The sequence below is a fragment of the Paenibacillus sp. AD87 genome (genome assembly GCF_001659845.1).
In the GTDB taxonomy this organism is placed as follows: domain Bacteria; phylum Bacillota; class Bacilli; order Paenibacillales; family Paenibacillaceae; genus Paenibacillus; species Paenibacillus marchantiae.
Genome location: NZ_LXQN01000007.1, coordinates 3784762 through 3804822 on the forward strand (window position 1 = coordinate 3784762; position 20061 = coordinate 3804822).

Consider the following 20061-nt stretch of genomic DNA (forward strand, 5'->3'; position numbering starts at 1 on the left):
GGTGATTTTCATTTAAAGGAGAGGTTCACATGAGAAAAGCCAAATTTTGTTTTATCGGTGCAGGATTCCATGCATCCACGAATATATATCCTTCTGCTATTGAAGCAGGAGCAGACATTCAGGCCATCGCCACTCGCAGTATTGAACGGTCCGAGGCGGCTCTCCTTCGTTTTGGGAGCAGCGGGAAAGCCTATGATAATACTCAGCTGATGCTGCAGAATGAAGACTGTGACGGCGTCGTTGTTGTGGCGCAACCAGAGGATCAGACAGCACTTGCCCTTGAATGCATCCGGGCTGGCAAAAATGTATACGTGGATAAACCCCTCGGATGGAACGCTGCCGAAGCTGCCGCTGTAGCTGAAGCTGCCCAAAAGGCCGGTGTGGTTGTTATGGTTGGATTCATGAAACGATATGCACCGGTCTACATGAAACTCAAGGAACTGATTGATGGTGGAACAATGGGCAGAGCACGTTCTTTCCAAATGAAATTTGCTGTAGATAGCACACCATTCTGCAAGGATGAGGAACAATTCATGAAGCTCGCTGCCATTCATATGGTCGATCTGATGCGTTTTCTGTTCGGGGAAGCCATACAGGTCACAGGCACAACGGTTAAGGACGGAGAACATATTAACCAGAGCATTTCCCTGAAATTTGATCATGGTGTGGTGGGCAGTGCCTACTTTGTTGGCATGAGTGCATGGTCACGCGAAAGCGAAAGTGTACTAGTTACCTTTGACGACGGATTTGCGTTAGCAGATGAGATTAACACACTTACGGTTCATCAATCTCGTACAGGGGATAACCTTCCCTGGAAATCCCTTGAGGAGCAGGATACTGTTTTCACCCCTTCCGGCTCTCCTATGTCAGGGGCTTATCGTGATCTTTACTTACGAGGATTTGTTGGTGAGATGGCTCATTTTATGGAATGCTGTCAGAACAAATCTGATCCACATTCCAGTGGTAAGGATAATATTGAAACCATGGCGTTATGTGATACCATTCTGGCGTCGCTGATCTGACATCATTCATACGATATATAAGACCAATCATTTTATACAACTAGAGAAGAGGAAAGAAGCACATGTTAGACGCCGGATTACTTATCATTCGAATTGTTATTGGTTTCATTATGATGGGTCATGCATGCAAGAAACTGTTTGGCTGGTTTGGTGGAGAAGGCATATCAGGAACAGCCGAATTTTTCGGAGCGATTGGTCTGAGGCCCGCAAGAGTTATGGCTGTCTGTGGAGGCCTTATTGAGTTGATCGGCGGATTCCTGTTTGGGGCGGGTCTGTGGACTGGTTTAGCTGCCATTTTGCTCATCATCCCTATGGTTGTTGCCATAGCGAAAGTCCATGCAGGTAAAGGACTTTGGAATCTGAACGGAGGATTCGAGTACAATCTGGTTATGCTCGGATCACTGATCGGTGTTGCACTTGCGGGTGCAGGAGCTTACTCCCTGGACACTTTATTTTAATCAAGCCTTTCATTCCTGAGAACCTCGGTGTTTCGTGATACGAAACCGGGGTTCTTTGTTGTTTTATCTTCATGCAGATGTATGGGATGGGGTTTATAATCCAAGGGAGAAGTGATATGCTCATAGATGAGTGATATGTACATTTATGTGCTGTAGTACTAAAATAGATACTATAAATAACCACCACGAACTGGAGGTGCAATTATAATGAGAAAAAACCCGGCCGATGGGTGCCCCTCGCCTTATGGCTGTTCCGTCGAAGTCACGCTGAGCGTCATTGGAGGCAAATGGAAAGGTGCGATTCTATATCACCTATTCTCCGGCTCGTTAAGATTCAACGAGATCAGAAAGTTATTCCCTGATATTACTCAGCGGATGTTAACTCTCCAATTAAGAGAGCTGGAAAGCAGCGGAATTGTTCACAGGGAAATCTATCCTCAGGTTCCACCCAAAGTGGAATATTCGCTTACACCGTTTGGAGAAACGCTCCAGCCGATTATTTACAGCATGCGAGACTGGGGAGAACAGTATACAAATGAAGTTCAAGCCAGATCACAAGAGGTCTAAACAAAAGACAAAAGAAGCTATCCCTTTCTTCGATGGGATTAGCTTCTTTTTGTTTTCGATATGAAAGAGAGTAAACCTTATTTTATGACCGTTTGAATGGTAATGGTCCGATTACGTCCCTCTTCCTTGGCTTGATATAACGCATTATCCGCCAAATGGAACAACTCTGTCGCTGTTGTGGAATGTAGTGGATATTCGGCAATGCCTGCGGAAATCGTCACAGAACGATCAATGGGCAATATACTTTGTTCCACCGATACACGGATATGCTCGGCAATCTGATACGCTGTTTTCGAATCCGTATGTCGCAATAACACAACAAACTCCTCCCCGCCAAACCGGGAACATATATCCTGCGTCCGAACTGACAGTTTAATGATATTCGCGATATGCTTCAGAACCTGATCCCCCGCATGATGCCCATACGTATCGTTTATGGATTTGAAGCGATCAATATCCAGTACCACAATGGAGAACGGAACTTCTTCATCAATCCACTGCTGAATGACTTCTTCAAATGTTCTACGATTGGTCAGTCCGGTTAATACATCCGTTCTGGCATCATAGGTAAGCTGATCCTTCTGCTTGCGAAAATTCGCCAATGCAGTCAGCACGGTTCGTGTTAACAAGTCCGCTTCCCTGTTCCAATGCGGCTTCATTACAGGCAGATCTACTTTACCCTGATCCACTTGGTTAACCAGGTCCGCAAGATAAACAAATGGACTGGCCAGCTTGCGCGCTACACGAATAACGATAAGTGTCAGAATGATAAACGGAATTGAAGTGTACAGCAGCAACATGCGAATATGTTGATTCAGCTGATCGTATACCATCTGGGTTGGAGATACAACGACAACTCCCCAATCTGTTGTCGGGACCTTATAATAACCTGCGAGTGAATCCATACCCGCCAGATTTTTGTATTGTTCTTTGCCTGTCTGGTCGTTAAGCAATTTCTGCACCACTTGATTTTTGCTTAGATTTTCACCGATTCTTTCCGTATCCGGGTGAAACAACAACGTCCCGTTGGCATCCACAATATAAAAATAAGAGCCATTACTGGTCCTCAGCTGACTGCCAAATGACAGGTTCAAGATGTTGTTTTCCTGTAGATAGATGCTCCCACTAATCAAACCTTTGAATTCACCTGATGGACTGAAGATCGGTTCACTCACAAAAACGATTCTTCGTTCCGAATACGGCGCACGATACGCTTCGGATATATACGAAGACCTCGATTTAAACGCATTTTTCGCTGCATTAGAAGTTATAGGCTGTCCGAGGCTTTTTTCCAAATAAGGAGATGAACCCCGGATTATTCCCGATTCATCTATCAGAGAAACCGAATTGAAATAATTACTGCTGTTTCGAATCAAATCCAGTGTGGAATCCAGTTTTTTGGCGTCTGCATAGTCTATATCCGGAAAATAGTTGGCTGAATACTTCAAACTGCCCTGCATGGATTGAAACAACGAGTCCAGTGTTTGGCTCATCTGCACGGCACTTGAATAATTAAGCGAGAGCGTATTATCAATCAGCGATTGCTTCTGGGATGTATAAGACGAAATAAACATAATGGTCAATGTCATCAAAACGGCAATGGTGACCAATCCACTCAACAGAGCGGTAAGGCTGATTTTTTTGATCTCCCTTACTTTTCTTCTTAATCTGGATGTTTTATTCTTTGCGATCATTATTGCTTCCCCCGGTTTTTCATGAAAAGGCATATTCCTTCTATCTTATACGAAAGTTGTTAAGAAGAAATAAATAGTTTGTGAAGTTCGAATAATTACATAGTAAGATTGACGATTTAATGACAATTGATAACATGATATGAGACTTTTCTTCGAAATCATCTGGAACTGTATTTGAGATTAAGATTCATTTGAATCCACAATAACATATCCCTCGCCAGGCTGCTGCTCTACAAACCCAGCCATATGACGCGTTTGAAATGAAATCGGTCCGTCACAACCGACCAAAATACGATTTTGGACTTCATCAGTTGTTTCAGCTGGCAATGCAAATGAGCGCGTATAAGCGAAGTGTTCCTGTAACGTGGTATGAATCGCATTCACCAGTCTGTCATTGCCCGCACGCCCAAATACATTCAGCAATACGATACCACCAGTATGCAATTTGTCTTTTAGCATCGTGAAAAATGAGCTTGAAGTAAACTGTGCAGGTGTTCCCGCAGCCGTAAAAGCATCTACAATAATATAATGGTATGAGCCTGATGCCTCCTGCTCCAATAGTTCACGACCGTCACCAACCAGCACATGATCTCCACTATATCCAAAGAAAGTTCTGCTGAGCTCAATGACTTCCGCATCGAGTTCAGCGACTTTTACTTGACGGTTAGACAAGTAGCTTGATAGGGTTCCGATGCCGTGTCCAATTATAAAAACCGATTCATAATCGGGATTATTTCGTTCCATCAGGTGAACCATTGCTCTTGGATACTCCAGCACCATTCGGGATAGCTCGTCCAGATCCATCGCCCCCTGAACTGCTGCATTGGAGAATTCCAGTACACGAAATCGGCCCTTTTCCCCATAAAGTTTGGATGTATCATATATCGTCAACTCATGCTGTTCACTCTTATTTCGGTATAAAACTCGCACTGACCGTTCTCCCTTCGTACTTTTACGCAAATGATTATAAGTATAAGTGTGTTTCTAAAAAAAACCGACTCCGCTGGAACGGAAACGGTTTTTCCATGACCATTTAGGATTGAATCGCCTCATACAGAGCCTGGACATACTCCACGCCCAGATTGGAAAGCGAAGCATTCTTATGGCTGATCCAGCCAACATTAATGGTCTCTTCACACTCCAGCGGGACGGGGATGATCTCATTCCCATTCAGGTCGGCACTAAGCACACCTGTCGAGATGGTGTATCCGTTCAAACCGATCAGCAGATTAAAAAGCGTAGCTCGGTCGTTAACCTGTATGCTTTTGGGATGAGAAAGCGTGCTTAGGATCTCCTCTGAAAAATGGAAGGAGTTATATTCCCCCTGGTCAAAGGACAGGTAGGGATAATCCTGAAGCTGTTCAATCGCAACCGATTCCTGCTTCGCCAGCGGATTTTGCACACTGATAAAAATATGCGGCTTGGCAACAAACAGACTGTTGAAGACCAGCCCCGCATCCTTAAGCAGCTTGTTAATAACCTTGGAATTGAATTCATTCAGATATAGTATGCCAATTTCGCTGCGCAGGCTTTTTACATCCTGGATAATCTCATACGTTTTCGTCTCCCGCAGAGCCAGTTCATATTCATCCTGTCCATACTCTTGCACCAGCTTCACGAAGGCATTTACTGCAAACGCGTAGTGCTGTGTGGAGACGGAAAAATGTTGCGGAGACGGCTTCGCGTTCAAATAACGATTCTCCAGCAATTCCGCCTGCTCCACTACCTGGCGCGCATAACTAAGAAATTCCACGCCTTCTTTGGACAAGGTTATCCCTTTATTCGTGCGTTCAAAAATGGTAATCCGCAGCTCCTGCTCCAGATCCCGAATGGCATTCGACAGGCTGGGCTGGGAAATAAACAGCCGCTTGGCGGCTTCATTCATCGAGCCACGCGTGGCGACTTCAATCACATATTTTAGCTGTTGCAGCGTCAATGCATTATTCCCCTCTCTCTGATGCGTTACTTGAACATACTATACCATATTGCAACCCAGACGAGCTCTCTTTCAGGGTACAAAAAGACGCCCCAACCCATTCATATGGTTGTGGACATCTTTAGTGTCTTACAGCGAGATTTAAGCCATGCTTGCTGTGGGTCTCACCACGATTTCATTCACATCCACCTCAGCCGGCTGGTTGATCGCGTACAGAATGCTCTGAGCAATAGCCGTGGCCGGAATGGATATGCGCCGATAATCTTTCATGAGCTCGCGCGCTTCATCATCAGAGATGGATTCGGCAAGTTCGGATTCAGTCACACCTGGCGATACAAGGGTCACGCGGACATCTGCGCCTACCTCCTGGCGCAGACCCTCCGAGATCGCACGGACTGCGTATTTGGTTGCACAATATACCGCGGCGGTTGGTGTCACGGCATAAGCTCCGATGGAGGCGATATTAATAAACTGGCCGGAACCCTGCTCTTTCATAACAGGCAGCCCAACTGCAATGCCGTGTAGAACACCGCGAATGTTAACATCAATCATACGATTCCACTCGTCCACTTTTAGTGCTTCAAGGGGCGATAGCGGCATGACTCCCGCATTATTAACAATCACATCCAAACGTCCATAACGATTGAGCGCAAGCTCTACGATCGTTTGCATTTCTTCCAGCTGTGTAACATCAAGGGTATGATATTCTACTGAACCACCTTCCGAGCGAATGGAGGACGCCAGCGCCTCTAGACGTTCTACTCGTCTTGCACCAATGACAACATGTGCTCCCTGCTCTGCTAACAGACGCGCCGTTGCCTCCCCAATTCCGCTGCTTGCACCAGTGATCACAACGACTTTCCCTTTTATATTAGACATGTTGATTTCTCTCCCTATTAGATATTTTATTTTTCATTTTCTCTGTACAACACCATGCCCGCATGGTAAAGCACGCCTTCCTTAAAATCTCCATCTGCAGTAAAGCCAGTATCATCCACATATTCAATACGGTCTCCATCAACTACATACCGACCTTGATATGCACTTTGCCTATTTCCCCGTGCTTCATCATAGCGACCGTCAGGGAGAAGTTCATGCCTGATGTACCCATCCTTCGTCACCCACATCCCAACATACGAGTGCTTCACTTCTTGTCTATCTCCTGATGTATTGCCTACCATATTTCCACGACACTCCTTTCTATTGCCAACAGATTCAATTGCTTGCCTTCATTATGTAAGGGATCAGTCTATGTGCGATAGAAGAATCCCACAGTATTCTTGCCTATTCGTCCAGTACATTCTAAAATAGTTAAACGAGTACGAGGAAAGGAGGGCCAGCAATCCATGCTTTCAAAAATGGAACAGGATACAGCTATTATTCAGCAGCAGCAGGAATTGGCCCGTCTGATCAGCCGTTTCACCCACGAAGACGGGGTTCATCTAACAGCAATTCCTTCGCTTGCTTTGATCCGTGCTTCCCAGGTTTCAGAGCCCATTCATGCCGTGCACGAACCCGCCTTGTGCATTGTGGCCCAAGGGTCCAAACTGGTTATTCTCGGACAGGAGGGCTACACCTATGACTCTTCACAGTATTTGGTTGCTTCCATAAACTTGCCTATTTCAGGGCAAGTTGTACAGGCTACCACAGAACATCCCTATCTCTGTCTGCGACTTGATTTTGATTCAGGTCAGATTTTTGATCTTATTCAGGAATCACCTTTTACACAAACCAAACCCGACAATTCAACACGTCGTGGGTTGTTTGTAAGTTCAACCAAACTTCCGCTTCTGGAATCCGTAATTCGATTGGTTCGACTGCTGGATACACCTGAAGACATTCCCATACTTGCACCGCTTATGATCCGCGAGGTTCTATATCGCCTGATTCAGGATGAGCATGGACACTCCATCAGGCAGTTTGCAGTTCAGAACAGTCATGCACAGCACATCGCTCAAGTCATTGAAGTGATCCAATCAGAATACGCCCATCCACTGCGAATCGAACAATTGGCTTCCATGATTAACATGAGTACGTCCTCATTGCATTATCATTTCAAAGCCATTACCGCCATGAGCCCACTGCAATATCAAAAACAGATTCGATTGCAGGAGGCTCGGCGAATGCTGCTGGCAGGCTCAACCGATGCAGCCGATGCTGCATTCCAGGTTGGGTACGAGAGTCCTTCCCAATTCAGTCGGGAGTACGCCCGCATGTATGGCCTTCCTCCCAAAAGTGATATCAAGCGCCTTCGCCATACACTCCATATCGACTGCTAAATATAAGCAAAAAAACCACGTCATAATGACGTGGTTTTTGGGTTCCGCTGGCTAGCAGCGCTCAGGAGAAGATGTTCTTCTTTTCAAATACAGACATCTGATTCTCCCCGGTAATCGGGCACTCATCCGGAAACATGCTACGCTTCTCCATCTTCTCATCGATAAAATCGACGATCTGCTGCAAGGATGCAATCTGCGCTTCAATCTTTTTCCGATGGTTCAGCAGCATTTCACGCTCATCCGGGAAATCTTCCAGGTCCGAATCTATCGACATCTGTAAATAAGGCTTCATCTCCTCCAGAGACATACCTGTTTTTTTCAGACAAGTAATAAGCTTCATCGTCTGGATATCCTCCGGACGGTATACCCGATGGCGATTGGCCTTGCGTTCAGCCCGGGGAAGAAGTCCAATCTTCTCATAATAACGAATGGTATCTTCCGATAATCCGGCCTGTTCTGACGTCTCTTTAATGGAGAACACTTCAGTATCATTCATCATCGTCGACCTCCTCCGCCTTCATTGATCTCTATCTTACAACTTGGAGTCAGCTCCAAGTCAAGGTTGTTATGAGTTCATAGATACCGCATCCAAAAAATTAAAATATAAACCAAGAGTACGCTTGACTTGGAGTCGACTCCAAATTATAGAATGAGCGCATTAGACAGATTGGCCTTGTCACACCATTCACTCAGGAGGTATTTATATGAATTCAAACCATACACTTCGTACAGCCTTAATTACAGGATCAACTTCGGGAATCGGTCTTGAACTGACCCGCACCTTGTTAGCGGAAGGCTGGCAAGTTATCGGCCTTAACCGTTCCGCTTTTCCAAAGGAAGACAGTGATATTCAGGACGGATTGCGCTCCGGCCAGCTCCGTTGGGTTCAAGCTAATCTTACTCAGTACGATAGTCTGAGAAAAGCACTGAATCAGATTAAATCCGAAACGGATACCATCGATGTGTTGTTCAATAATGCCGGGGGCAGCGGTTACGATCTTCGTTTATCCGATCAGGGACATGAAATGCACTTTGAATTACAGACCGTGGTGCCGTACATCGTTTATATGGAACTACAGGATCTTCTTCACAAAAGCACCTTGAAAACCGTTATTAATACATCCACCAGTGCGTTTAATATGGTTAAACAGTTTAACCTGGACGTCCTAGAACATCCAGCAGAGTTCAAAAAGTTGTTTGGTCCTTATGCAACTTCGAAGCTCGCACTGTCTTTATGGACACGCGAAGCTGCTTCTACCCCTACGGCTAAAGGAATTCGGTTACTCAGCGTGGACCCCGGAGGCAACAATACACTCAGAGGTAATAAAACATCTGGACTGCCCTTTTATATCAAACCAATCATGAAGCTGTTCTTCCCACATCCAAGTCACGGAGCTTCTCTGCTTTATAACGCCATTGCGCAAACCAAACTTACATCCGGTACGTTCCTGATGAAAAACAAACCCACTAATCTCCGGTTTACGGAGCAAGGCCCAGCCATTCTGAACAGAGTGCATGAAATTTATGAGCATGAATTTTTGCAGCTTGACTCCAAGACCGATCCCGTAAGCAAAAAAAGTGTTTGAGCTTTCTTCTGTACTCATCCAAAAAGACGGGACCGAGCGTGTCGGTCACGTCTTTTTGTTGTTCCTTTGGATTCATTTTACTCCTTACATGTATGGTATCCAGGCATCCTATTGTATCCGAGCGACCGGAGGTACTTCATATTCCCCTTCCAGCATGGATGGTTTCGGAGCAAACATCCTCAGCACCAAATTGAAGTCTCCTGGTGGTGCAGGAAGCCAATTCGATTCCTTCCCTTCAGGAGCAGATTTCTGGATATAAAGGTCCAGTGAACCGTCAGGATTGTACAGCAAACCTTTCGTCAAATCCCCAATCGAATATCTGCCAATGGCATTATCGACCAGATAAAAATCCGAGCCATACAGGGTGAGAGACCAAAATCCGGTCACCTGCGGAAGATCATTCTTATTAAAATGCAACACATAACGTTGCTTGCCATGCAGCTTTTCTCCATTTTGATCTACAAATGCACGTGCATATAGCTCTTCCTCCGGGACATTGGCTCCCAAACCGGAATATGCAACGACAGCCCGCAGCAGAAATTGGGTACCATAGGTTCCAATATCATGGCCGATATACCATCCATTGGTGGTCGGAATCGACTTGACTGAATTTGCAATAATACGTTGCGCATCCTTTGTGGCACGCAACAGTCCGGCTTTCGTGGCAGCATTCAGATCAGCTGATTCAAATCCCTTGGCAGGATCAATGCCGATTAGCTTGAACTGATCCAGCAGAACTACATCACAGGCGGGCGGAGGATTTTGCCGAATCTGTTCCGTCATGATTTTATAGAAAGCAAACGGGTCGTTCTTCATGGAAGACATCTGATTCGAAGACGAACCGTCTGTTATGCCACTGGAAGGATTACTGGTTGGCGTTGACAGGGTGAATTGTTTCTCGAAAGCAACTGCACGGTTCAGATCCTCTTTACCATTCACTTCCACACGTCCGAGCAGCCAAACGGTTGGCGTTGGCGTCTGGATAGATGCTTTAGTTATATCACTGCTTCTACCGGGTCCAACGATGGTGACATGCCCTGCCTTGTTTCCGGTCGTACGATTGGACACATTCCTGAATGTATTGGTATATGCATCGAGCATTTGAACGGTGTAATAACGGTCATCCGTGTTGGCCGGAACGTTCAATATCACCGGACCTTTGGAGAGATCCAGCCAGGCACTAAAATAAAGCGTATTGCTGTTAGGAGTTACAATATCGTGATATTGCGGAGAAGCCAGCATGCTGGAGTAATAAAACTGATTGAGTGGGGCTCTTGTTTTCAGAGCCATCTGTCTCGTTTGTTCCATAAATACCAGCGGATAGCCGTATATGTAAGCCTGAACCCCAAGCGAATAAGCCAACTGTTCCTGTGAAGAAGCTGCATTGTCTTTCCTTATGTCATCCGGACTGGCCAGAACCTCCAGTGGCCTCGCAGCGATTGAAGAAGCGACAGTCCCAACAATGAAACAGATGTAAAGCAATAACCTGAAACGTTTACGCATTCCTCTCACCACCTATCGTGAATTTTCACGTTATTTTCCACTTCGCCAACGCAGATTATTCCCGTCCCTCATAATTGCCAGGCTCTGGTTCATAATCTTCACTATACTGACATCTGTCATGGGACGAAGTGATGAACTGGAGGAATCTGCATATGAAAAATGAAAACAACAACAATGGCAAGCCATTAATTATACCGCAGCCGATACGAAAAGACGGTGCCGGAGGTCCGGATCTGGGGCCTCGGGATATGATGAGAGATCTACAAAATCCGGATATGCTGGTACCTCCGGTAACCGACAACGGCTTATTACCCAACCTGAGAATGTCTTTTTCCGATACACATATGCAGTTGAACCATGGCGGTTGGTCCCGCGAAATTACAGTACGGGATCTGCCCATCGCTACGACACTAGCTGGTGTGAATATGAGCCTTACACCTGGAGGTGTAAGGGAATTGCACTGGCATCAGCAATCGGAATGGGCGTATATGATCTGGGGCACAGCAAGGATTACTTCTGTGGATCAGCAAGGTCGTAATTTTATTGCAGATGTGGGACCGGGAGATCTGTGGTTTTTCCCAAAAGGTCTGCCCCATTCCATTCAGGGCCTGGCCGATGGGTGTGAGTTTTTGCTTGTATTTGATGACGGGTCCTTCTCCGATTTGAATACATTATCCATCTCTGATTGGTTTGCGCATACGCCACCGGAAGTGTTGTCCGTCAATTTTGGCGTACCCGAATCCGCATTCCAATCCATGCCAACAGAACAGGTTTACATTTTTCAGGATCAGGTCCCTGGTTCCCTCGCAAGTCAGGAAGTGCAGTCCCCCTATGGCACGGTTCCGCTCTCCTTCAAACATCGGCTATTAGCCCAGAAACCGATCGTTACACCGGGAGGCAGTGTGCGCATTGTGGACTCCACCAACTTTCCGATCTCAACAACCGTTGCCGCAGCACTCGTGGAAATCAAGCCTGGAGGTATGCGCGAACTTCACTGGCATCCCAATGCGGATGAATGGCAATACTATTTGACCGGGCAAGGAAGAATGACTGTTTTTGGAGGGAATGGCATTGCACGCACATTCGACTATCGGGCTGGAGATGTCGGATACGTTCCTGTAGCCATGGGGCATTATATTCAGAATACTGGCACCGATACGTTATGGTTTTTGGAGATGTTTAGAAGTGACCGCTTTGAGGATATCTCCCTGAATCAATGGATGGCACTAACCCCGGAAGAGCTAGTGCGTGACAACCTGAACGCTTCCCCCGAACTGCTTCAAGCATTGCGTAAAGAAAAATGGCCTGTTGTTTAATAGGAATACATCTAGGAGGAATATGAAGATGAAAGCTGTTACGTTTCAAGGTACCAAGGATATTCAAGTAAAAGAGGTCGAAGATCCGGAATTGCAGCAAAAGGATGACATCATCGTACGTATTACTTCTACAGCTATATGTGGATCAGATCTTCATATTTATCAGGGAGCTCTACCAGCCCAGAAGGATTATGTCATCGGCCATGAGCCGATGGGCATTGTTGAGGAAGTAGGACCTGAGGTAACGCGAGTAAAAAAAGGAGATCGTGTGGTGTTGCCTTTTAACATCTCCTGCGGCGCGAATGCTTTTATTGCAATTACGATATGGAGAGCCAGTGCGATAACTCAAACCGTAATCCGGAGATTCATACTGGTGGTTATTTTGGCTTCACGGAACGGTACGGCAATTATCCTGGCGGTCAGGCTGAATTTTTGCGTGTTCCATATGGAAATTTCATGCCCTTTGTGATTCCCGAATCATGTGAGCTGGAGGATGAAGCTCTGTTATTCCTGTCCGATGTGCTCCCTACTGCGTACTGGAGTGTTGAGAACGCCGGGGTGAAGCCGGGAGACACTGTAACTGTGCTTGGCAGCGGGCCGATTGGCCTGATGGCACAAAAATTCGCCTGGATGAAAGGTGCCAAGCGAGTCATTGCTGTGGATCGTCTTCCGTATCGACTGGACAAAGCCAAACGAATGAATAATTCCGAAGTATTTAATTTTGAAGATTACGATGATATGGGTAAACATATTCGCGAAATAACCCAAGGCGGAGCGGATGTTGTCATCGACTGTGTAGGCATGGATGGCAAGAAATCCACTTTGGAGGAAATTGGACAGAAGCTGAAAATTCAAGGCGGTACATTAAGTGCAATTGAGATCGGTATCAAGGCTGTGCGCAAATTCGGGACGATGCAACTGACGGGTGTTTATGGCTCGACCTATAACATGTTCCCCCTAGGCAATCTGTTTGAACGAAACATTAACCTGAGAATGGGACAAGCCCCTGTTATTCACTATATGCCGGAGCTTTTCCGCAAAATCACGGCTGGCGAATTCGACCCTACCGAGATCATCTCTCACCGCATTGCGCTGGAGAATGCGAAGGAAGCTTACCGGATTTTCTACGAACACGAAGACGAGTGTACCAAAGTTATACTGAAACCTTGATTATGTGACGACGATCTAAAAAGGCAGATGTCCCTTACGCGGGCCCTCTGCCTTTTTTGCTTTTGCTTTTGTTCACTTAAACGAATTAATTAATAATAGCGAAACCTTATTTTCCTTTTACCGCCTGAATATATACACTTTCTCCTTTGAAGCTAACGAGTCTGCCAGAATGCGTCACTTCAAAATTGAAATACTTCTTAATCACAGATGGCGCGCTCAGCATGCTTGCTTCAAGCTCTCTACTTTCCGACTCCGGGAGTCCAGCCCTATTGCACCAGTCTTCAAATATAAAGTGTTTCTCAAAGGAAACCATCGCTTCCATTCGAAATCCGGCAAGCTCCAACATCCGAATCCATTCCGTCTTACGCCATGCCCGAACATGACTTCCATCACGCCACTTCTCGATTTCATTGTAAAATTGGTCATTCTCATCACGTTCAGGTGCCACATTATCAATTAATAACAGTCTGCCACCAGGTTTCATTACTCGAAGCGCCTCGGATACAAAGGAAGATACGTCTGGAAAATGGTGTGCAGCAATGCGACAGGTCACAAGGTCAAAGAAATCATCCTCGAAAGGGACGTGTTCAGCATCTCCTGCAACAAAATCCACATTCTGGTGCCCATTTCCCCGGATAAAATGTTCAGCCACTTGTAACATCTCATCCGTTAAATCCAATGCGATAACCTGCTCCACAAGCGGAGCTAATGCATTGGCAACATGTCCTCCGCCAGTGGCAATATCCAGCACCTTCATATCCAAGCTTGCTTGAGATGAAGCCACAAGCAATGCCAGATCATCCCCTTTGGCATGACCGGCACTAGTCACATATTTCTCCGCATTTTTCGCAAATTGTTTGCGTACCTGTCCTTTAATCTGATCATTAGACATGCTGTTCCCTCCTTATAGTTTCATTAGATGAAACGTTGTTTCATTAATTAGATATTATTTATCTTATCACAGAATGACCTGCAGCGAAATAAAAAAGCATCTCCCCAGTGAATTTCACTGAGAAGATGCCATGTTATTTTAAACAAACTATGAGGTAGAGATTGTTTAAAACTTTTAGGGAAACTTTACCCTTTGACTTATTTCACAACGGTCGGTGATTTTTTCCACAGGCCGAGGATCAGACCGGAGATCACTGCACCGATTGCTACAGCAAGCAGGAAGAGTAATGCGTGATTCGCCAGTGCCGCAACGAAGATTCCGCCATGCGGAGCAGGTACGTTAATGCTCCACAGTTGAGTCAGTCCACCTGCAACAGCAGAACCGAGAATACAGGATGTCAGAACACGCAGCGGGTCAGCCGCAGCAAATGGAATGGCGCCTTCCGTGATGAAGGAAAATCCGAGCACGTAATTCGTCAAACCTGATTTGCGTTCTTGCTCCGTAAATTTGGATTTGAAGAACGTTGTAGCGAGTGCAATCGCCAGTGGCGGTACCATCCCCCCCGCCATAACAGCTGCCATCCAAGCACCATCTGTATTGCCGCTGGATGTGAATACACCGATAGCAAATGTATAAGCCGCTTTGTTAAACGGTCCACCCATATCGATGGACATCATGCCGCCAAGCAGCAAGCCAAGCAATACAGCATTTCCTGTACCCAGGTTTCCAAGTGCATCTACAAGCCATGTGTTAAGGGAACCGAAGATTGGATCAAAGACATAGAAACTTATTGCACCAACGATAAGCAATCCGAACACAGGATAGAGCAGGATTGGTTTCAATCCGTCAATTGCTTTAGGCAGTCCTTTAAATAGTTTGCGCAGACCAATTACAACGTAACCTGCCAGGAAACCGGCAGCCAGACCACCAAGGAAACCGGCGTTCGAATTCACAGCCATCAATCCACCGACCATACCAGGCATCAGGGCCGGACGATCACCAATACTCATCGCAATAAAACCGGCAAGGACAGGAATCAGGAAGTGGAACGCTCCGGTCCCGCCACCAATGGTCTGCAACAATTGCACAATAGGATTGTCCGGACTCGCAATTTGTTCAAACAAGAAGGATATGGCGAGCAAAATCCCGCCACCTACAACAAATGGAAGCATATGCGAGATCCCGTTCATTAAATCTTTATAAATCTTGCTGCCCATGCTCAATTTGCCTTGGCTTTCTCCTTCACCCTTCCCACCGTTGCCGCCTTGGCTTCGGTAGATCGGAGCGTCCCCGTTAACTGCTTTGCGAATCAGTTCTTCGGATTTGCGAATGCCATCGCTTACGGGTCTTTGTAATACCGGTTTGCCATCAAAGCGGGCCATTTCCACATTTTTATCTGCCGCAATGATAACCCCTTTGGCACGAGCGATTTCATCAGCTGTCAGTACGTTCTGTGCTCCTTCGGAACCGTTGGTCTCTACTCGGATATTAATGCCCATTTCCTGTGCTTTCTTCTTGAGAGCGTCTTCAGCCATGAACGTGTGAGCAATACCTGTTGGGCAAGCGGTTACTGCAACGACAAAATCTTCAGATGCCGCATCACCAACAATAAGGCCTGATGTATTCTGCTTCTGTCCATTCGCATTGCCCGCGCCAGATACAGCGTTTGTTCCATTTGCAACATTTGCTGCTTTCTCCGCTTCGGCTTTTTCTTTGGCAGCTTTTTTCTCCGCTTCTTCCGCCTGTTTCGCATCGAATAATGCAGTCACTTCTCCAGGAGTGTCCGTGCTCATTAGCTGCGAGATGAAATCGCTATCAATCAACAGCCTGGAAAGAGCTGCAAGTGTACGAAGATGTGTATTGGCCGCCCCCTCTGGAGCTGCAATCATGAAGAATATATGAGCCGGTTCATCATCAAGCGCTTCAAAATCAAGTCCTTTCCGACTCTTGGCAAATACAACTGTTGGTTCATTTACTGCTGTTGTTTTGGCATGAGGCATGGCAATACCGCCACCAATCCCCGTGCTGGATTCCGCTTCGCGTTTATAAATCATTTCCTTAAACAGAACCGGATCATTAATACGTCCGCTACGGTTTAAACTTGCAATGAGTTCATCAATAGCCTCTTCTTTCGTCGTGGCTTGCAGGTCCATGATCATCGTTCCCTGGATCATCAGGTCTGTTATTCTCATTCTGGTACACTCCCTTAAATTCAGTCAGCCTGCGTGATACAGACCGACTTATAATTGTACTTATTACGCTGTTATCTGCTATTAACTGAATCCCCTCTTCTAAAAAGGGGCCTGTATTCCATTCATTTTGTACGGACTATATTTTGGTTATGGTGACTTGAGTACGCAGCTCTTCGATGAGTTCACGAGCCGCCAGGTCATCTGAGAAAGCCGTTGCACTACCCGAAGCAACCCCCGTTCGGAACGCTTCAAGCAGGTCTTCGTTTAATCCAAATGTACCTACGAATCCACCGATCATGGAATCTCCAGCACCAACCGAGTTTTTCACGACACCTTTTGGAACGCTCGCATGGTAGACATCTGTTTTGGTAATCAACAGCGCTCCTTCTCCTGCCATGGAGATCAACACATGTTTGGCACCTGCTTCCAAAAGCTTGCGACCATAAGTCACCAGTTCCTCTTGAGTGTCAATGGTTACTCCGAAAAGTTCAGCTAGTTCGTGATGGTTCGGCTTCACCAGCAGCGGTTCATGCACCAAAGCATCCATTAAAGCGGGGCCTGTCGTATCGATTACAAAATCGGCACTCGTTTGTTTGCACACATTGATCAGACGATCATAGAAATCAGTTCCCAGTGAAGGCGGTACACTTCCCGAAAGAATGACGATATCTCCTTTTTGCAATGCGGATAACTTGTTAAGCAACCCCGCTGCTTCCTCTGGTCGAATGGCTGGTCCCAGTCCGTTAATCTCTGTCTCTTCCCCATGCTTCAGCTTGATGTTAATTCGGGTATCATCTGCGATGGTAACGAAGTCCGTCAGAATCTTGTCTTCCTGCAATTTGTCATTAATGAAACGGCCTGTGAACCCTCCCAGAAATCCGAGTGCAGTGTTTTTGGCTCCCAGTTGATTAAGCACTCGCGATACGTTAATGCCTTTGCCTCCAGGAAGTTTCAGGTCCCGATTCATACGATTCAAATCACCAAGCTTCAGATCATCCACTTCCACGATGTAATCAATGGAAGGATTAAGTGTTACGGTATATATCATGGCTATCCCTCAATTATTTTAGTTTTCTGGGCGATTACAGAGCGCCAGTGTTCCGGCATACGTTCTGTGATCAAGTCTGCCTCCTCAAGGTCAAACAGTTTGGCAAAAGTAATTTCCCCAATTTTGCTGGAATCAGCCAGCACGTAAGATTTCCCGGACAATTGATGTGCACGTCTTTTAATCAAGGCTTCCTCCGGATCGGGAGTTGTATACCCCATTTCGGCATCCACTCCGTTGGTTCCGATAAAACATTTATCAAAACGGAAGTTGTCCATGTTCTGTAATGCGATACTGCCAATCACGGCTTTGGTGTGGATTTTCATCATTCCGCCAAGCAGATAGCTGCGTATTCGTTTACTTACCAGCGCTTCTACATGAGAAAGTCCGTTCGTCACTACCGTAACGTCCTTGGCCTCAATATAGGGAATCATGGCTAATGTCGTCGTCCCTGCATCCAGATAGATACATTCACCATTGTTGATCTCCTGCGCAGCTAAACGAGCAATCGCCGTTTTCTGTTGAATGTTTTTGAACGTTTTTTCTTCCATACCGGGTTCCGGCGTCTTTTCATTCACTAGAGCAGCACCACCATGTATGCGTTTCAGCATCTGACGGCTCTCCAGGTCAATTAAATCACGCCGTATCGTTGATTCAGAAGCACCCAGCACATCGACGAGCTCTTGCAGTTTCACAATGCCTCTTTCGTGTAAGCGCTCTATAATTGCAGCATATCGTTCTTCAGTTAGCATTTTCATTCCTCCAACTGCTTTTATAGTAACATAAATTCCTCAAAAAACAATCACTTTCATTCAAATTAATTTAAAAACATTCAAAAACCATCAACATTCGCCATTTTATAGACATCAAACATCGCATTCAACCCTAAATATCGTTCAAAATCATTCAAACCTTATTTCTTTCTCAGATTGTCCATGTCCTCTTTCGTCTTCCATGCATTTGATAATATCGAACGAATGATTTCGTCTCTATTTTCACATGGGAGGTGGCCGTATGGCGAATAATCGAAACAAACTCCGAAAACCCTGTATACCTCATACAGGCAAAACAAATTCTTCACTACGCTTAGGGTGGATTTCCTCCAACTGGAGTGGTTATGCCCGAGCGGGTGACAAAGCTGAATTCAGACGTATCTCGGCTGAATGGAACGTGCCCTTTGTTTTACCATCGTCCAAGTCCTCATACTCCTCAGCCTGGATCGGAATTGATGGATACGAGAATTCCAATCTCATTCAGACTGGAACAGGCCATGATTGGGTTAACGGTCAAGCTAGTTATTATGCCTGGTGGGAAATTCTTCCGGACGTTGAAACGGTCATCCCTTTTCCTGTATCACCGGGAGATCGGATGAGAGCGGCCATTTACAGAATCAATCGAACTCGCTGGTGTATCACACTTCATAACCTGACCCAAAATTGGACTTTTCGCACCGTTCAGCAATATACAGGCCAGCAATCATCCGCGGAATGGATTGTAGAAGCTCCATCATTGGGAAACACCATCTCCCGGATGGCAAAAATCACGCCTGTAACCTTCAACTGTTGTCGCCTGAACGGTCGCTGCCCCGGCTTCATCGTCAAAGAGAAAGGCATCATGATTCAGCAAAAACAGGTTGTTTCCATTCCAGGAACACCGGGACCAAGCGGAGACTCTTTCGTCGTGAAACGAAACGGCTGAGACTTCTTCGTAGACAGATTCATTAATGAAAAAAACTGCAATGTGCCGTATTCGGCGTACCATTGCAGAATGGATAATCAGTCATTATGAAATTGACACGAGTTTCTTTTTTTAATTATAAGAATAGCTCAGCCCTGTCTGGTTTGGGTTTTACCCAACTTCCTTCTTCATTAATAAATGCACCCTTGAAACGCCCCATCTCCAATTTCTCTACTAGCTTCATCTCATCCAGTACCAGAATTTCAGACAACTGCTGCAAACTATAAAAATCACTTGGATCATAATCCAGCAGGATTGGAACAGCCATGTCGTACAGTTCTTTAATTAGATTCTCCAATGAATGACGGCCGAGGTTGTCCATGGTTTGGAAATACTTCAGATCATGGGACACCAGATTGCGGAACGATTTATCTTTCAAGTTCATCCACAGCGTATTACACGCCTGAACACTCATATAGTTCTGCTCTACATCATAATATTGGATCTCATCAATCTTCATATACTTTTCCTGAAAAGCTACAATTTTGATCAAGGGTTCATTTCGTTTGCGTGACGCTTTCTTCAAATGGGTTCTGAACCCCTCATAATCCATGATTCTCACAATAATCTATCGCCTGCCTTAACGCTGTATAATTCGATATTTTACAGCATTATATAAGCACACGTAAATGTAACTTTAAGAAAAGGAAAACCGTACAGCACC

Annotated in this window: 19 protein-coding genes and 1 pseudogene; 8 read left to right on the forward strand and 12 right to left on the reverse strand. The window is 45.7% G+C overall.

Annotated features, from left to right (window positions below; all coding sequences use genetic code 11):
• Nucleotides 1–29: 29 nt before the first annotated feature.
• The 3 genes from gpAD87_RS16515 to gpAD87_RS16525 all read left to right on the forward strand — a co-directional run bounded on the left by gpAD87_RS16515 (nucleotide 30) and on the right by gpAD87_RS16525 (nucleotide 2047).
• The gene (locus gpAD87_RS16515) at nucleotides 30–1022 is read left to right on the forward strand and encodes a Gfo/Idh/MocA family protein (protein ID WP_064639233.1); all 993 of its coding nucleotides are present in this window, start codon (nucleotides 30–32) and stop codon (nucleotides 1020–1022) included.
• 62 nt (nucleotides 1023–1084) lie between these two features.
• Nucleotides 1085–1480, forward strand: coding sequence for a DoxX family protein (locus tag gpAD87_RS16520; protein WP_064639234.1), 396 nt, complete (start codon nucleotides 1085–1087; stop codon nucleotides 1478–1480).
• Nucleotides 1481–1687: 207 nt separating this feature from the next.
• Complete coding sequence (locus gpAD87_RS16525; protein ID WP_064639235.1) at nucleotides 1688–2047, forward strand: winged helix-turn-helix transcriptional regulator; 360 nt, start codon at nucleotides 1688–1690, stop codon at nucleotides 2045–2047.
• A gap of 77 nt (nucleotides 2048–2124) precedes the next feature.
• Here the strand turns inward: gpAD87_RS16525 and gpAD87_RS16530 are convergent, their stop codons facing one another.
• The 5 genes from gpAD87_RS16530 to gpAD87_RS16550 form a co-directional block, all read right to left on the reverse strand.
• Entirely contained in the window at nucleotides 2125–3741 is a 1617-nt protein-coding gene (locus gpAD87_RS16530) for a sensor domain-containing diguanylate cyclase (RefSeq protein ID WP_064639236.1), read from the reverse strand.
• A 180-nt stretch (nucleotides 3742–3921) separates the two neighbouring features.
• Nucleotides 3922–4671, reverse strand: coding sequence for a spermidine synthase (locus gpAD87_RS16535; protein ID WP_064639237.1), 750 nt, complete (start codon nucleotides 4669–4671; stop codon nucleotides 3922–3924).
• A 103-nt stretch (nucleotides 4672–4774) separates the two neighbouring features.
• A complete protein-coding gene (locus gpAD87_RS16540; RefSeq protein ID WP_064639238.1) occupies nucleotides 4775–5677 on the reverse strand; it encodes a LysR family transcriptional regulator in 903 nt (300 codons plus the stop codon).
• Between the two features lie 141 nt (nucleotides 5678–5818).
• Nucleotides 5819–6556, reverse strand: coding sequence for an SDR family oxidoreductase (locus tag gpAD87_RS16545; RefSeq protein WP_064639239.1), 738 nt, complete (start codon nucleotides 6554–6556; stop codon nucleotides 5819–5821).
• 26 nt (nucleotides 6557–6582) lie between these two features.
• Nucleotides 6583–6858: an Atu4866 domain-containing protein gene (locus tag gpAD87_RS16550; protein WP_064639240.1), complete on the reverse strand. Its 276-nt coding sequence runs from the start codon at nucleotides 6856–6858 to the stop codon at nucleotides 6583–6585.
• Nucleotides 6859–7023: 165 nt separating this feature from the next.
• Here gpAD87_RS16550 and gpAD87_RS16555 point away from each other — a divergent pair, with 165 nt between their 5' ends.
• Nucleotides 7024–7956 (forward strand): AraC family transcriptional regulator, encoded by a 933-nt coding sequence (locus gpAD87_RS16555; protein ID WP_157258480.1) that lies wholly within the window; start codon nucleotides 7024–7026, stop codon nucleotides 7954–7956.
• Between the two features lie 61 nt (nucleotides 7957–8017).
• Here gpAD87_RS16555 and gpAD87_RS16560 read toward each other — a convergent pair whose 3' ends face one another.
• On the reverse strand, nucleotides 8018–8455 hold the full coding sequence (locus gpAD87_RS16560) for a MerR family transcriptional regulator (protein WP_064639241.1): 438 nt from the start codon (nucleotides 8453–8455) through the stop codon (nucleotides 8018–8020).
• A gap of 205 nt (nucleotides 8456–8660) precedes the next feature.
• Here gpAD87_RS16560 and gpAD87_RS16565 point away from each other — a divergent pair, with 205 nt between their 5' ends.
• On the forward strand, nucleotides 8661–9542 hold the full coding sequence (locus gpAD87_RS16565) for an SDR family NAD(P)-dependent oxidoreductase (RefSeq protein ID WP_064639242.1): 882 nt from the start codon (nucleotides 8661–8663) through the stop codon (nucleotides 9540–9542).
• A gap of 108 nt (nucleotides 9543–9650) precedes the next feature.
• On the opposite strand, the gene gpAD87_RS16570 is transcribed toward gpAD87_RS16565, so the two are convergent.
• Nucleotides 9651–11045: a DUF1254 domain-containing protein gene (locus tag gpAD87_RS16570; protein ID WP_082935148.1), complete on the reverse strand. Its 1395-nt coding sequence runs from the start codon at nucleotides 11043–11045 to the stop codon at nucleotides 9651–9653.
• Between the two features lie 152 nt (nucleotides 11046–11197).
• Between gpAD87_RS16570 and gpAD87_RS16575 the strand changes: the two genes are divergently transcribed.
• Nucleotides 11198–12361: an oxalate decarboxylase family bicupin gene (locus gpAD87_RS16575; RefSeq protein ID WP_064639243.1), complete on the forward strand. Its 1164-nt coding sequence runs from the start codon at nucleotides 11198–11200 to the stop codon at nucleotides 12359–12361.
• A gap of 28 nt (nucleotides 12362–12389) precedes the next feature.
• A pseudogene (locus tag gpAD87_RS16580) lies at nucleotides 12390–13531 on the forward strand (zinc-dependent alcohol dehydrogenase).
• 106 nt (nucleotides 13532–13637) lie between these two features.
• Here the strand turns inward: gpAD87_RS16580 and gpAD87_RS16585 are convergent.
• The 4 genes from gpAD87_RS16585 to gpAD87_RS16600 all read right to left on the reverse strand — a co-directional run bounded on the left by gpAD87_RS16585 (nucleotide 13638) and on the right by gpAD87_RS16600 (nucleotide 18412).
• The gene (locus tag gpAD87_RS16585; RefSeq protein ID WP_064639244.1) at nucleotides 13638–14423 is read right to left on the reverse strand and encodes a class I SAM-dependent methyltransferase; all 786 of its coding nucleotides are present in this window, start codon (nucleotides 14421–14423) and stop codon (nucleotides 13638–13640) included.
• 197 nt (nucleotides 14424–14620) lie between these two features.
• Entirely contained in the window at nucleotides 14621–16615 is a 1995-nt protein-coding gene (locus gpAD87_RS16590; protein ID WP_064639245.1) for a PTS fructose transporter subunit IIABC, read from the reverse strand.
• A 136-nt stretch (nucleotides 16616–16751) separates the two neighbouring features.
• Nucleotides 16752–17663 carry a 1-phosphofructokinase gene (gene pfkB, locus gpAD87_RS16595; RefSeq protein ID WP_064639246.1) on the reverse strand — a complete coding sequence of 304 codons (912 nt, stop codon included), beginning with the start codon at nucleotides 17661–17663 and terminating at the stop codon, nucleotides 16752–16754.
• Between the two features lie 2 nt (nucleotides 17664–17665).
• Nucleotides 17666–18412 carry a DeoR/GlpR family DNA-binding transcription regulator gene (locus gpAD87_RS16600; RefSeq protein ID WP_064639247.1) on the reverse strand — a complete coding sequence of 249 codons (747 nt, stop codon included), beginning with the start codon at nucleotides 18410–18412 and terminating at the stop codon, nucleotides 17666–17668.
• A 262-nt stretch (nucleotides 18413–18674) separates the two neighbouring features.
• Here gpAD87_RS16600 and gpAD87_RS16605 point away from each other — a divergent pair, with 262 nt between their 5' ends.
• Complete coding sequence (locus gpAD87_RS16605) at nucleotides 18675–19358, forward strand: G1 family glutamic endopeptidase (protein WP_064639248.1); 684 nt, start codon at nucleotides 18675–18677, stop codon at nucleotides 19356–19358.
• A 115-nt stretch (nucleotides 19359–19473) separates the two neighbouring features.
• Here the strand turns inward: gpAD87_RS16605 and gpAD87_RS16610 are convergent, their stop codons facing one another.
• The gene (locus tag gpAD87_RS16610) at nucleotides 19474–19923 is read right to left on the reverse strand and encodes a hypothetical protein (protein ID WP_157258481.1); all 450 of its coding nucleotides are present in this window, start codon (nucleotides 19921–19923) and stop codon (nucleotides 19474–19476) included.
• Nucleotides 19924–20061 lie beyond the last annotated feature (138 nt).